The 13,982-nt window shown below is 68.8% G+C and carries 13 protein-coding genes; 3 read left to right on the top strand and 10 right to left on the bottom strand.

The features are described from left to right. Positions 1 to 30 precede the first annotated feature (30 nt). A complete protein-coding gene (locus tag ABZ783_RS12990; protein WP_357436932.1) occupies positions 31 to 2,628 on the bottom strand; it encodes a LuxR C-terminal-related transcriptional regulator in 2,598 nt (865 codons plus the stop codon). A 274-nt stretch (positions 2,629 to 2,902) separates the two neighbouring features. Between ABZ783_RS12990 and ABZ783_RS12985 the strand changes: the two genes are divergently transcribed. Continuing rightward, a complete protein-coding gene (locus ABZ783_RS12985; RefSeq protein ID WP_357436929.1) occupies positions 2,903 to 3,415 on the top strand; it encodes a hypothetical protein in 513 nt (170 codons plus the stop codon). Positions 3,416 to 3,554: 139 nt separating this feature from the next. Here ABZ783_RS12985 and ABZ783_RS12980 read toward each other — a convergent pair whose 3' ends face one another. Continuing rightward, positions 3,555 to 3,752, bottom strand: a complete 198-nt coding sequence (locus ABZ783_RS12980) for a hypothetical protein (protein WP_357436926.1) — start codon at positions 3,750 to 3,752, stop codon at positions 3,555 to 3,557. After that, positions 3,749 to 3,982, bottom strand: coding sequence for a PrsW family glutamic-type intramembrane protease (locus ABZ783_RS12975; protein ID WP_357436922.1), 234 nt, complete (start codon positions 3,980 to 3,982; stop codon positions 3,749 to 3,751). The genes ABZ783_RS12980 and ABZ783_RS12975 overlap by 4 nt, the downstream gene beginning before the upstream one ends. On the opposite strand from ABZ783_RS12975, the gene ABZ783_RS12970 reads away from it, so the two are divergent. Next, positions 3,869 to 4,198 carry an MMPL family transporter gene (locus ABZ783_RS12970; protein ID WP_357436920.1) on the top strand — a complete coding sequence of 110 codons (330 nt, stop codon included), beginning with the start codon at positions 3,869 to 3,871 and terminating at the stop codon, positions 4,196 to 4,198. The two genes, ABZ783_RS12975 and ABZ783_RS12970, sit on opposite strands and share 114 nt — an antisense overlap. A 252-nt stretch (positions 4,199 to 4,450) precedes the next feature. Here the strand turns inward: ABZ783_RS12970 and ABZ783_RS12965 are convergent, their stop codons facing one another. The 7 genes from ABZ783_RS12965 to ABZ783_RS12935 form a co-directional block, all read right to left on the bottom strand. Then, the gene (locus ABZ783_RS12965; protein WP_357436918.1) at positions 4,451 to 4,951 is read right to left on the bottom strand and encodes a hypothetical protein; all 501 of its coding nucleotides are present in this window, start codon (positions 4,949 to 4,951) and stop codon (positions 4,451 to 4,453) included. A gap of 235 nt (positions 4,952 to 5,186) precedes the next feature. Continuing rightward, on the bottom strand, positions 5,187 to 5,723 hold the full coding sequence (locus tag ABZ783_RS12960; RefSeq protein ID WP_357436915.1) for a hypothetical protein: 537 nt from the start codon (positions 5,721 to 5,723) through the stop codon (positions 5,187 to 5,189). Between the two features lie 476 nt (positions 5,724 to 6,199). After that, entirely contained in the window at positions 6,200 to 6,613 is a 414-nt protein-coding gene (locus ABZ783_RS12955) for a hypothetical protein (RefSeq protein WP_357436912.1), read from the bottom strand. Positions 6,614 to 7,077: 464 nt separating this feature from the next. Continuing rightward, positions 7,078 to 7,578 carry a hypothetical protein gene (locus ABZ783_RS12950; protein WP_357436909.1) on the bottom strand — a complete coding sequence of 167 codons (501 nt, stop codon included), beginning with the start codon at positions 7,576 to 7,578 and terminating at the stop codon, positions 7,078 to 7,080. 96 nt (positions 7,579 to 7,674) lie between these two features. Next, on the bottom strand, positions 7,675 to 8,961 hold the full coding sequence (locus ABZ783_RS12945; protein WP_357436907.1) for a hypothetical protein: 1,287 nt from the start codon (positions 8,959 to 8,961) through the stop codon (positions 7,675 to 7,677). Between the two features lie 274 nt (positions 8,962 to 9,235). Further along, the gene (locus tag ABZ783_RS12940) at positions 9,236 to 10,732 is read right to left on the bottom strand and encodes a helix-turn-helix domain-containing protein (protein WP_357436905.1); all 1,497 of its coding nucleotides are present in this window, start codon (positions 10,730 to 10,732) and stop codon (positions 9,236 to 9,238) included. Positions 10,733 to 11,006: 274 nt separating this feature from the next. Further along, positions 11,007 to 13,160: an MMPL family transporter gene (locus tag ABZ783_RS12935; RefSeq protein WP_357436902.1), complete on the bottom strand. Its 2,154-nt coding sequence runs from the start codon at positions 13,158 to 13,160 to the stop codon at positions 11,007 to 11,009. A 390-nt stretch (positions 13,161 to 13,550) separates the two neighbouring features. On the opposite strand from ABZ783_RS12935, the gene ABZ783_RS12930 reads away from it, so the two are divergent. Further along, positions 13,551 to 13,961 (top strand): spore-associated protein A, encoded by a 411-nt coding sequence (locus tag ABZ783_RS12930; RefSeq protein WP_073832998.1) that lies wholly within the window; start codon positions 13,551 to 13,553, stop codon positions 13,959 to 13,961. Positions 13,962 to 13,982: the final 21 nt, after the last annotated feature.

The following is a 13,982-nucleotide window of genomic DNA, read 5'->3' as shown; positions in this document are numbered from 1 at the left end:
GGCGCCGCATATCAGCGGGCAGACGACCACTCAGTCGTAGTGGATCAGGGCGGCCAGCTCGGTGCGGCTGCTGGTGCCGAGTTTGGCGCTCGCTCGATAGAGATGGCCCTCCACGGTCCTCACGGACACGACCAGCCGATCGGCGATTTCCCGGTTGGACAGGCCGTGCGCCGCCATCGTCACGATCTCGCGCTCGCGAGCGGTGAGCGGTAGTGGCCTGGCCGCGGCGGCCAGCGCCGGAGTGCGGGCGCCGTCGCACACCTGCGCGAGCCGATGGGCGCGGGCAGCTGCGGCCTTGGACGGGCCGGTCTGGTCGTGCCGGGCATAGGCTGTCGCGGCCTGTGCGGCGCTGTCGGCGGCGGCCAGCAGATCGCCGAGTTGTTCCAGGCGAGCCGAGCAGGCGAGGAGAGCGTCACCGTCGTCGGCCGCGAGCGCGGCGGCCTGCGCCGCAGCGGCCGGTGCCCGAGGCCCGCCCACCCGGGTGGCCAGGTCGGCGAGCCGGTCGGCGAGCGAACCGTCACCGAGGCAGACAGCGGTGTGCAGCGCCAGGACCTCGTGGGCGAGCTGCCCTCGGGACGCGGCGATCTCGGCCGCCTCATGGGCGAGAGCGACCGCCTCACTCACCGCGCCTTCGGCGGCGGCGAACCACGCCCGGGCCAGCAGCAGCTCCGGTTGCAGTACCAGCAACGTGGGATGCTGCTGTGCCTCCAGCTCCGCGAGGGATCGTCGGGCCGCGACGAGGTCACCGGAGAGGGCCAACGCTCGCGTGGTCGTCAGCAGGCAGAAATACAGGAACCCTCCGGCGTTCCCGGCGCCTGTCAAGCCGGCGCGGGCTTCGCGGAGCAGGTGCACAGCTGTGGCCAGGTGGCCCAGGGCGAGTTCCGCCTCCGCCACGAGGATGTTGGTGAGTTCACCGGCGAAGGCGACTTCGGTGGCCGCCTCTCGGCACTCGAGTGCGACAGCGAGCGCCTCCCGCAGGTGGCCGGCCAGGCGCAGCCCGTGCACCTGCCATCCGGCCAGTGGGACGCCGAGGAACGCGAGCTCCGGCGATCGGGCAGCCGCTGCCCGGCCGGTGGCGGCGGCCGGGCCGAGCTCGTCGATGCGGCCCAGGGCGGCGAGGGCGGCGACGAGCCCGCAGCTGGCGAGCGTCGCCGACTCGTCGGGGAGCCCCGGCCAGGCGAGTGCCGTGGCCCCGGCCTGTGCAGCGCGTACCGGGTGGCCGAGGCCGGCCTCCAGGTAGGCCCGCACCGCGACCAGTTGCATCCGGGCCGCCTCTTCGCGGACCTTCTCCTCGGCGGTGTCGAGGGCGGCTGCGGCCTCCGCCGGCCGCCCGACCAGCCACATCAGGTAATGAACCTGGGCCACCGTTGCCCTGACCCGCTCGGTGTCGGTGCCGGCCAGTGCGGTGAGTGCCGTCAGCTCGACCTCGACCTCCTCGTAGCGGCACAGCCCGTTGAGGGCCGCCACGACGGTCATCTGTGCCTGGAAACCGCCGCCCGCCGCCACCGCGGCCCGGCCGACCCGCTCGGCCAGCAGCAGATCAAAGAGCTGGACGGCGTACCCGGCGGCCGCGGTGAGCAGCGCCGGGTCGGGTTCGAGGTCGGAGTCGAGGCTGAGTACGGCCCGGCGCAACATCTCGTCCGGGTTTCCCGCGGCGGTCTCGGCCAACGCGGTCGCGATCCGCCCGCGTAGTCGGCGGCCCCGCAGCGTGCCGATGTTCGCGCGCCGCACCTCGCCGTAGAGCGGGTGCGCCAGCCGGGTCCGCAGCCCCCGGTCATCCCGCTCCACGCTCACCAATCCCCGCGTTTCGGCCTCCTCCACGGCTGACGCAGCGGCGAGCCGGGTCAACAGGCCGGCATCCAGCGGCTCGCCGAGGGCGAGCACGTCCACCACGTCCCGCACCCGCTTGGACAGCCGGCCCATCCGGGCCTCCACCAGCTCCGCCAGGCCCGGCGTGATCGCCAGGTCCCCCGACCAGCGCCACACCCCGCCTACCATGTGCAGCCGGCCGGCTTCCAGCTCTCCAGCCACCAGGTGCCGCAGGTAAAGGGCGTTACCTCTGGTCAGCGCCGACATGCGGGCCACGCTGCCGCTGTCCACCGGCCCGCCCAACACCGCGGTCAGCAGCGCCGCCATGTCCGGCTCCGACAACGGCGGAACATCCAGCCGGGTCAGGTATCCGTCCTTCCACAGGGCGCTCACCGCGTCCGCGACCGGCTCGCCGGTGCGCACCGTGACGACCAGGGTGACCGCCTTGTGCAGCGCCAGCTGGTGCACCAGCAGTGCCGACAGCTCGTCAAGGAGGTGTGCGTCGTCCACTGCCACCATGAGTTCGCCGCCACCCGCCCGGGACAGCAGCGAGTCGACGCCGTGCCGCAATACCTCGGCGGGGTCGTCACCGGCGGTGGCGAGCAGTCCCGCGAACGCCCCCAACGGCAGGCCGCGCGCGGAGGCGGTGGCGACCACCCATCGGGTCGCGATTCCCTGCGCGGCCGCCTTGGCCAGTACTTCCTGGGCCAACCGGGTCTTGCCCACCCCGGAAGCCCCGGCCAGCACCACGCCTTTCGACCCGCCGGGCCGCCTGGTCGCCTGGCCGATCGACCGGAGCTCCTCGACGCGGCCGGTCAACGGCCATTTCTGGGCCGCGCCCGGACCGTACAAGCCACACCTTGACCTTCCCCGAGCCGCGCAGCAGCAGGTCGCCCGGTTGCTGTGGCTCCGGAACCGACCGGAGGATCTTCCACCACAAAATATGCGGTCTCCGGAGGGACAGCTGCAAGCATCTGGACGGCCCTGCCGCTGCTGGCGGACAACAGGTAGTCGACTACTCGTGACCGCCGGGACCGATCGTGCTGAAGTCCAGCCATGGGCCGCGAGCGAGCCCGTGGCGAAGGGATGACCCATGCAGATCCTCAGGAAGCTCGGACAAGCCGCGATTGTCGGCGCCGCACTGGCCATGGTCGTGGCGTGCGGAAGCGACGGCGGTTCGAGTTCTTCCACGTCGGCAGAGAATCCGGGTACGGACGACGCCGCCAGCACCGTGACCGAGGCCAAGGGCGGCGAATGCGAACGCCTCACCAAGAGCGAGGTCGAGGCGGTGATCGGCCCGAATGATGGCGGCCAGCACGACTACGCGCTCGGCGGGTGCATCTGGACGGCGACCTCGGGCGCCAAGGACGGCCTCGTCGAGGCGATCTCCGCGACGGTCCTGCCAAAAGCCCAGTACGAGGCTGTGGCCGAGGTCGGGGAGCAGGTCAGTGGGTCCGCCGATGGCGCCACCTACGACACCATTCACGGCGAGCTGTGGTTCCCCTGCAAGAGTGACTTCTGCGGGATCAAGGTGAACATCAGCGACCCGGACAAGCGCAAGGAAGTCGCACTGCGCCTGGGCAAGATCCTGCAGGACCGTGTGTAGGCCCTGCCGGTCGACAAATACTGGCGGGCAACTGGCGTGCTGGCGCGGGCCGAAGGTAGGGCTCGCGGCTCGGCGGACCGCCGCCTGAGTGTGGGAGGGCAGCGCCGCGGGGCTGCCTCGGCCGGTCGGAACTGTGGTCTCAGGGGCCGGGCGGGCGGATCGGCACCCGCCACCCGTACACCGGCGGCGGATGCGGGGCGCGGCGCGCGGACCGCACCAGCGCCCGGAGCCAGAGGAACCCGACGAGGGCCACGACCGCCAGCCCCGCCAACTCCAGCCCGGCGAACAGCGCGACCTGCCCGGCGGTCGGCCGGACCAGCCCACCGTGCCGGCTCACGGTGCCCCGGTGAGCAGCACGGTCAGGAGCAGCGCGATCACGTGCCTGCCGTCCCAGAAGGCGTGCAGCAGGGACACGCCGAGGTAGGCCAGGATGAGCCGCCCGGTGACCACGAAGTGCTCCCGGCTGCTCGAGGAAAAAAGGACCCCGCCGAGGATCGCCGTCCACAGCCCGTGCCCGAACGGTGTGATCACGCCGCGCAGCAGTTCGGTCACCACCAACTGCGGCACGGCGCGCTGAGCGTGCTACCGCTGGTGCCGTCCGTGCAGACGGCCGTGATCATCGGCGTCGGGGTGCTACTCGACACGTTCCTCGTCCGCAGCCTGCTCGTCCCGGCGCTGGCGTTGCACGTCGGTCGCCGTACCTGGTGGCCGAGCGCCCTGGCCCGGCCGGCACATCGGCCGGTCGCGGCCTCGCCGGCCGGGCGGGTGCCGGCGGCATTCTGAGCAGCGGGAACGCGCACGGGGCCGGCCATACCGTGGAGGTACGGCCGGCTCCGGCACGGCCCCTGCGCTGCCTCGGGCGCGGCTCACCTAGCGTTGCCTCGCCTGATGGCGGATGGCGGAGATGCGAGTAGGACGTCGATCTGTTCTTGCATGCTCTCCAGTGGGCCTCTTGTGAGCGGGTGGCACGGCCGATCTTGCCGCCTGCCGCGTCGTAGCCGACCAGCGTCCGGCTGCTGGCGTGTCAGGGGCGGGCTAACCGATCCATTCGAGGTCGTATGGCCTGAGGTGGACGCTGCACATTTTGCTGGAGTCGCCGTCGAACCATACCTGGACCTGGACCGAGATTGGCTTGCCGTCGGACCGGTAGCCGATCTCCATCGGGCGGCCGGCTTCGAAGGGGCCATTGTGATAAGCGTTGTCCTCAATGGCGTTCTCGACCCAGCCGATGCCTTGGAAATGCGCCCAGGAGCTGCCGTTCCAGGATGCCAGCGCGGCGATGACGTCGCTGTTGCGGGTGTCTCCACCGTTGGACTCGATCTTGTATCCCCAGAGCTGCACCTCGGTCCACGTGTTCGGTTGGGTCGGTTTGCCGTAGGTGTGGATGTCGGCGCGGAACTCCCGCCCATCGACAAAGCAGGATTTGGCTGCTCGGTACCGCACGTTGACGGCGCTGGCTGGGACGGCGCCGGTCAGTGGGGCCACCACGGCGCCGAGCAATACGGCGGCAGTCACCTTGGTCAGGGCCCGTCGCATGCTCGTTGTCATATGCCTCACGGACTGCATCCTCTCTGGAGCTATTTCGATCATCATCCGGACAGGGAGCCAGGGCCCCGGCAACGTCGTGGGGTGCCCGGCTTGATGCGGTTGGTGTGGACGCGCCCTTGCTGGTGGTGGCAGGGCCATGACCGGCTCAGATGATCAGGGGCTGGTGATCGGGAAGGGCGTCCCGGCAGCCGTTTCCGGCGGCCGCCGGACGCCCCGATGACGGTCAGTTACCGGAGAAGGAAAACAGATATTCCTTGTATATGACAGACGTGCTGACCCGGTAGCCGCCGTAAACGGTTTTGGAACTGTCCTCGGTCCAGTCAAAGTTGCACTCGGCCCAGGTGTCGTATCCATGGGGGTTGCGACAATACCGGTGCCTGATATCGCCCGTGCTGGAGGTGACTACCCCAACCGCCGAGTGCGTGTCGGCTTGGCCGTCCTTGACGTAAACTTTGTCACCGTAGTACAGGATGCAGACCTCCGTGTGGTGCAGGTCCGCGCTCGCCTTCGCGCATTTGTCGCTTGGCACAAATTTGACCTCGACGCCGGTCTGGCAACTCACATCCGCGCGGGAGCATTCGGCGTACCAATCCTCTGCGGCCACGGCCGGCGTCGGCGCGGCGAACACCACGGCCGCCGCGGCCACGAGAGCGAGGGCACCCCCAACCGCGCGCCGAGATCGCGCGAGCCCCTCCCGAACCGTCGTCATGTGTCTCAAGAACTGCATCCTCTCTGGATCTGATGCGACCTTCATCCGCACAGCGAGCACGTTATGAGGCGGCATCTTGCCGGAGCTACCGTGCACGGTGCTCAGATTCCTCGTCGGGTTGTGCACGGTGCCCGCTCACGGCGCGCGGAGGGCGTGGACGAGGTCGTTGATGCCCGACCCGGTCGTCAGCAGGTCGTGGTTGAACGAGCGGTCCGCGACGCGCAGGTGCGCGCTGGCCGGGTCGGTGGTTTTCCACCGACCCGGCCAGCGGCTGCGGGTACGGACTCACAAATGGACTCTGCCCCGATCAGGTTGACCACGGCTCGCGAGGATCAAGTTGTTCAGGCGCCAGCCATGCTCACCGCGAGCCGTGGTCACCGATCACATCGGATGGTCTGACGATCGCCCGCTCAAACCGCGACGACCGGCTAGAAGACGTATGAAGCGGCCCTAGCCGTTGGGGAACGACCACAGCCGGGTCATCGACTCCGAGTCGGAGTCAATACGAACCCCGCCGTAGACAATCTTCATGGTGTCTTCCACCCAGTCAAAGTTGCACTTGGCCCACGTGCCGGATCCATGGGGGTTACGGCAGTACCGCACACTGACAGATCCTGCATCGGGCGTGGCGACTGCCCCATTGCCGAATTGCCGTCGGTGCTGCCGTCATACACATAGACGATGTCGCCAGCGAGTTTGATGCAGACAATCGTGTCGTGGGTGAATTCCTGGTAGCACTTATCATAGTCAGGCCCGCCTACCTCGACTCCGGTCTGGCACGAAATATCTGACCTGGAGCAGTGGTCGTAGTAGTTGTCGTCGGCCCAGCTCGCTGACGGAAAGCCGAACACCGCGGTGCCGACGGCAACAGCGCCCACTGCGAGACGAGATACTGTTCTGCGTCCGGGGGTGGACGGGTTGAGCCGGTTCTTCATGGACATGGTGCTCCTTCTCTTACCACTCTGACCTGGCCCTTGTGGGCAGGCGGCGAACGCCGAGGGGAATTGGGGACGTCCGGCCGCCGCCGGTCATCCGACCTCGGCGAGCGAGACGCCGAGGACCGCGCCGGTCGATGAGGTTGCCGTCGTCGTACGCAACAGTGCGGGTGCGCCCGGACGGTCGGCGGCGCTAGGCGCGACTTGTGGGGCGAGCCAGGTGCCGTTGGCCCGCGGTGAGCAGTCCCGGGTACGAGGCCTGCAGCAACCGGCGGATCATCGCCTACGACGGGCGCCGATCCGGTGCGATGCCTACTCCGGCCCAGATTAGGTTGACCACGGCTCGCGAGGATCAAGTCGACCAGACGCCAACGGTGCTCACCGCGAGCCGTGGTCACCATTCACATCGGACGTCCTGACGATCGTCCGTTCAACCGGGACGACCAGCTAAAGGACGCGCCCAAGCGGCCCTAGTTGTTGGAGAACGACCCCAACCAGTCGAGGCGATAATCAGTAGAGTCAATGCGATATCCACCGTAGACATGCTTCGCGGAGTCTTCCACCCAGTCAAAGTTGCACTCGGCCCACGTGCCGGCTCCGTGGGGGTTACGGCAATACCGGTCATTGACCGAGCCTGCCCCGGTGAAGACGTTCCCCAATGCCGAATGGCCGTCGCTGGCGCCGTCAAACACATAGACCTTGTCGCCGGTGAATTGGATGCAGACCCTGGTGTAGTGGCGGTCGGCAGGAGCCTCCTCGCACCAACTAAGCAGCAGGGGAGGGTCCACCTTGACTCCGGTCTGGCACGAGACGTCGGGCCGGGAGCACTTGTCGAGGTAGGTGCCGTCGGCCGCCCAGCTCGCTGACGGCAAGCCGAAGACCGCGGTGCCGACGGCAACAGCACCCACCGCGAAACGAGATACTGCGCTGCCTCCGGCGGCGGACGGGGTGAGCCATTTCTTCACGGACATGGTGCTCCTTCTCTTACTGCTCCGGCCTGGCCGTTGTGGCCAGGCGACTACTTCCGAGGGAATTCAGCTCTCCCTCGGTCGGCCATATCGGAGAGGTCAGCCGATCTCGGCGAGCGGGACGGCGAAGACCGCGCGCCGGTCGATGAGGTTGCCGGCACCGTCGTACGCGTGCTCGGTCGCGGTCCAGAGCTTTCCGGCGCTGATCCCGGCGCCGTGCTCGTGGTAGAGGTCCTCGCCACCGATCGCCCAACTGTTGGCGACCACCGTCGAGCCGGGCAGCCCGGTATACATGAAGCTGTGCTGGTACAGCGAGCTGCGCCCGAGGTAGTAGCGCCCCTGCCAGGTCTGCACGCCCTGGACGTTGCTCTTCGGCACGGTCACCGCGTCCCGAGGCACCGCCTTACCGGACGTGAGCACCAGCTTGCGGGTGTCCGACACGACGTCGTAGCGCACCACCCGGCCCCCGTCGATCGCCGGGTCCGTGCTGCGGCCGTCGCGGTACTCGCCGACGACCAAGGTGTCCGGCGTGGTGCTGCGGTCCAGTGAGATCGACGAGAAGCACAGCTGGTCCGGCTGCGGGGTACACGGCGAGTTCCGAACGGCCTGCTGATACGACGCCACCTGCGGGACCACGTACTGGTACGTGTGCGCGTAGTAGGTACCACTGTGCCGGCCGATCAGGTCCTGGCTCGCGTCGACTTCGAGGATTCGATCCATGTCGAACACTCGGAGGCCCTTCGCCGAGTCCGCCACGTACAGGTAGTGGCCGAGCCAAGCGAGGCCACCGGCGTGGATCGGCACCGCCGTGTAGTTCAGCGTCACCGTCCGCGTCGGCTCGACCAACAACACGTGCCGGTACTTGCCGGTGGTCAAGTCGACGAGCGTCACCCGGACGCCCTTGTCCACGGTGGTGCCGGCGACGGACTTGTCGTAGTGCCAGCTCACGGCGAGGAACCGCTTGGTGCCCCAGAGCCCGTCGTCGTCCGCGTCGGACGACCCGGTCACCCCCTGCGGCAGCCAGTACGTCACCTTGCTGTCGCCGGGGTCCCAGCAGAACGATTCGGTGCTGCGCAGGATCTGGTCCGGGGAGAGCGGGTAGTCAGTGCGGGCGTAGTACTCCGGTAACGCGCCGCGCTGGCTCGCGTTGCACGCCGCCGTGGACCGGTTCGCGGCGTCGAGCACCGCGGTCACCGACCGGCGGGTGCCCAACTCGTTCTGCAGTGCCACCGCGTACGCCTCGAGGCTCCAGTCCGAAGTGAGGGTGAACGCGGTGGTGCTGCGGGGGTTGATCTGGTCGTCCGCCGCGCTCGCTGGCGAGGACACCGCCATCGCCGCGGCGAGCGCCGCGATCAGTGCAATCGCCGACCGTACGCATCTCGTCATACGGGCTCCCATGAAGTCGATACCTGAATGCGTCAAGGTGTACCGGCCAAGGGATTGCGACGGGTTATGCCATCGCCTCCGGTGGAAACGATTTTGCCGATCGACGAATGCCCGTCGGATTGGTTTTCCTTGACGGAGACGTATTCGCCGTCGCCTTTGACGCGGACCTGTGTGCGGTGGGAGTCGTCATGTCTTTCAAGGACCGCATCCTCTCTGGATCTGGTGCGATCTCATCCGCACACGAAGCACGCTATGGCCCGGCATCTTGCCGGAGCTACCGTGCACGATGCTCAATTTCCTCATCAGGTTGTGCACGGTGCCCGCTCACGGCGCGGAGGGCGTGGACGAGGTCGTTGATGCCCGACCCGGTCGTCAGCAGGTCGCGGTTGAGCGAACGCTCGGCGACGCGCAGGTGCGCCCGGACGGTGTTGCGGCTCAGGCCCAGCTGCGCGGCGGTCTGCTGGGCGTCGGTGTTGGCCTCGATCCAGGACCGCACGGTGCGGTGCACGCCACGATGCTCGGCGTCGCGCAGGGGCCGGAGGAAGGTTTCCGCCCACGTCGTCGCGGGCCGGCTGCCGAGCAGTTCACCCAGGCTCGGCGTGGCCTGCTGGGTGGCTGGCGGGTCGGGCTGGAGGCCGCTGTGGAGACTGCTGAGCGACAGCGCCAGGTCGAGCGTGGCGCGGGCCTGGACGTCACTGAGGTCGAGCCCCAGCGCCTCCTCCGCCCGCCGGCAGTGCGCGGCGACGGTGTTACGGCCGATGTTCAGCAAACGTGCCACTGCCGAGCGCGGGAACGTCAGAGCCAGGCGGGTGATGTCCAGGGTGAGCTTCGGGACGGCATGCAGGGGCGCCACATACGTGCGGGCCCACACGACCGCTGCCTGGCGGGGCAGCAGGTGCACCAGCGAGGGCTGGCCGCGGTAGTCGGCCATGCGTTTCGGGGAGTTACGCGCGACGGCCAAGGCGTGCAGGGCCTCGCCATAGGCGGCGGCCGTGGCGTCAAGCGGGTGGAGCCTGCTGGCCCCGAGCGCGTACGACGAGTTCTCCCTGACTAGGCGCCGTAGCACCGAATCCAGGTCGAGGTGCCCGTCGGCGCCGGAGTTCTCGGCGATCGGGCAGATCAGGTGCTCCCTGAATGACGGGCAGTGCACCATCAGGCCCGGGCCGTGGTAACCGGAGGTGTCCTGGTAGGCGCGGGCGAGCCGGTCACGGTCGGCGGGAGGGCAGTGCAGCAAGTACACCCGCACCCGCTCGTCACCCAGCAGCGGGGGCACGTCACTGGCAGTCATCCGCCTGGCGAGGGCGACATCCCCCGCCATCAACGCGCTCAGCACGGCGAACCGCAGCTGCCGCGCTTTCTCCTCGTACCCGCGCAAGCTGTCGTCGGCGGCCAGTGCCCGCCCCAGAAGCTCCACCAGCCCCCCGGCCCGCGACGCCAACGCCGCAGCCTCACGCGACAGCTCCACGGCGCTGACCGTGACCAGGACCGGACGAGGCACCCGCTCCCCGAATGCCTCGAGATGCACGTGCGCTCCGCCGACCTGCGTCGTGACCGCGGCCAACCGCCCCACGGCCAAGCGCCGCAACTGCTCATCGAGCGCGGCGAGGATCGTCCGGCGGAACCCGGCCGTCGCCGCCTCGACCGTGGACGTGCCACCGACCCAGGCAACCTCTGCCCCGATCCGCCGCCCCAGCCAGTGCAGGACCTCCCCCAGCGACCCCTGCCGCCGCACCACCCGCAAGAGCTCATCAAGCTCCTCGACCCACCCCAAAGGCCCCACGATCCGACCTCCCGATCCAAGCCGACAACGTCAGCATTCTGGTGGGTATGGGATCTAACGGTGTTTCCGGCCTGACCCAGTGGACGTTGTGCCTGGTGAGGAGTGCCGTGATGACCACGACAATGAACGATGCGACCAACCGGAAGGCCAGGGCCGACCAGTAGGCGGAAACGAAGGCCGGCGCCGGCCGTACCGAAGCGGTACGGCCGGCGCCGCAGGGCGAGTGGTCAACCTGTGGCGGGCTTCCCGCCACCGCGCACCCCCGCTACGCCTCCGCCACGGTCACCGGCTCCGGTGCAGCGTGCCGGCCGCGCGCCGGCCGCTGGTCGCCGTGGCCCGGCCACCACGCCTTGTGCCCGATCAGCGCGGTCAGGGCGGGGACGAAAAACATCGACATGACGAACGCCGACAACACGATGCCGATCGCCACCGCGAAGCCCATCTGCTGCAGGAACGAGATCGGCGCGAGCATCAGCACCCCGAACGTCCCGGCGAGGATCAGGCCCGCCGCCGCGACCGTCGGGCCGGCGTGTTCCACGCCGATGGCGGCGGCCTCGTGTGGTTCGTTGCCCTCCCGCGCCTCCTCACGTAGTCGGGCGATCATCAGGATGTTGTAGTCGGTGCCGATCGCCACCACGAAGAGGTACAGGATGATCGGCAGTTGGAAGGTGACCCCGGGCTTGTCCTGCAGCCCTTGGAAGAGGTAGACCGTGGCGCCCAGGGTGGCGGCGAAGTTGAGCAGCACCGCGATCACGAGGTAGATCGGCGCGACGAGGCTGCGCAGCAGCAGGGCGAGGATGAGCGCGATCAGGCCGGCCGCCACCGGCAGGATCACCGACAGGTCGTGGTTGTTCGCCGAGTTGATGTCCGCGAAGATCGCGGTGGTGCCGCCGACCAGCGCCCGGGTGCCGGGCGGGGCCGCCTTGTGCACGGCGTCACGCAGGTCGTCACGGACCAGGGTGATCGCCTTGTTGGAGACCGGGTTCTCATTGAGCAGCAGGTTGACCCGGGCCACGCTCGGGTCGCTGCTGCGTTCTACCGGCTGCACCCGGCCCACTCCCGGGGCGTTCGCGGCGGCCGCGGCGAAGTCGCTGATCTGTTGCTCGGTCAGCGGCGACCCGTTGCCGGTGGTCAGGTAAACCTCGGTGGGGGCGAGCGCACCAGCGGCGAACCCACGCTGCAGGTCCGCGGCGGCCTTCGCCGACTCGGTGTCCTGCGGGAAGCCGGCGCTGAAGTCGTAGTCGGCCTTGTAGGTCAACACGCCCGCGGCGAGCGCGACCAGCAACGCGCCGGATGCCGCCGCGACGAGCGCCGGCCAGCGTCCGATGGCGGTTCCGAGTCGGTGGGACATGGTGGCCTTGGGGGCACGCTGCCAGGCCTTGGACGGCCAGAAGACGTACCGGCCGAGCAGCGACACGACGGCCGGAATGAGGGTGAGGGAGGTGACCAGCATGACGCCGACGGCGATCGCGAGCGCCGGGCCGAGCGACCCGAAGAAGCCCAGGGAGGCCAGGAGCAGCACGAGGAACGCGACGATGACCGCTCCCGCGGCCGAGGTGATGACCTCACCGACCCGCTCGACGGAAACGACCATGGCGGTGCGCTTGTCGTCCCCGGCGCGTAGCCGCTCGCGGTAGCGGAAGAGCAGGAACAGGATGTAGTCGGTGCCGATGCCGAACAGCACGATCAGCAGCACCGTCTGCAGATCCTGACTCACATTCAGATCGAACGCCTTGCCCGCCGCGGCGACGAGCCCGCTCGTGACGGCCATAACCCCACTGATGACCACCACGGGCAGCAGCGCGGCGATGGGGCTGCGGAAGATGATCAGGATCAGTCCGATGATCAGGATGATCGTCGCGACGCCGACCACGGCGAAGGCCTTGTTGAAGGTGTCCTGGTTGTCGACGAAGCTCGCCACGTCGCCGGCCACACCCGCGCTCAGCCCACTGCCCGCCAACTCCGGGCCGATGGCCGCCCGCAGGTCGCGTACGGCGTCGAGCAGCGCCGGGTCGTCCGGGGCGACCGACGTGAGGCCGACGTTCACCACCTGCACCGACTTGTCCGGCGCCACGGCCGGCGGGCCGGTCAGGTAGCCGGAGGTGTGCGCGATGTTCCGGGCCTTGAGCGACTCGGCGAGCTGGCCCACCTTCGCCTCGTCGGCCGGCGCGAGCGGCTGCCCGTCGGCGCGTTTGACGACGATGATCGCCGTCGCGGTGGCCTGCTGCGAAAACGCCTTCTTCCCGAGTTCGGTGGCCTGCACCGACTCGTACGAGTGCGGCAGGAAGCTTTCCTGATCGGCGGAGGTGATGTCGCTCAGCGACGGTGTGGTGAAGACGATGGCGGCTGCCGCGAGCAGCCAGCCGCCGATCACCCACCACGCTCTGCGTACGACGAATCTGCCCAGCCGCTCGAACATGATTACCCCCGTTTGTGTGGCATCACCGATGCCTGAGGCCTGGAGCGCTCTTGCGCGCCCGCCCGTCACCCGCCGGACAGCCTCGACTACCCCCTGTCACACCATAGCGCCGGCTGTCACTCCTTTTCGGATGACGCGACGGGCAGGATCAGGCCTTTTGAGTTTTCTTCGAGAGGTATCCGGAGTCGGGCACCCGATCCGGCCGCGTCCCTGCAAGCCGAGCGCCACCCGCTCCCGCGCCGTGCGCCGCTCCGCCTCGACCAAGCCGCTGACCTGGCGATTATTTCTCCGAATAGTCCACTGGAAGATCACTGGACGAAGATCGCTTGGTGCCGGCCCGCGCCGCCTGGCAGCGTCCTTCGCGGCAATCCACAGTAGAAAGGGAACTTCGTGCGCATTTCGAAGAAGATCGCCGCGCTGGGACTCACGGCGGCCGCCGCAACGGCCGGAGCCCTGGTCAACGCCTCACCCGCCTACGCCGCGCTCTACGGCGGGCAGTGCGGCTCCGGCTACGGCGTGGTCAACCTGATCGACCTTCCCGACCTCCGCGGCACGGTGTACCTGACCTACAGCTCCTCCACCGGGAAGAACTGCGTCGTCACCATCCGGGAGAAGCCGGGGACCGCCACGCTCATGGAGGCGTACCTCCGCCGTTCCGGCACCTCCACCTGGCAGAAGGACAGCGGCAACTACACGACCTACGCGGGGCCGGTCTACGTCTCGGCGGCCGGCTCGTGCGTCGACTGGGGCGGCACCATCGGGACGGCCTCCAAGACCCGCACCGGCACCAACTGCGGCTGACCCGACCACCAGCAAGCACCG

Origin of the sequence: Micromonospora sp. NPDC047738 (assembly GCF_040642675.1) — a bacterium.
In the GTDB taxonomy this organism is placed as follows: domain Bacteria; phylum Actinomycetota; class Actinomycetes; order Mycobacteriales; family Micromonosporaceae; genus Micromonospora.
Note: the sequence above shows the minus strand (reverse complement) of the source record. Positions and strands in the feature narration are given on the sequence as shown.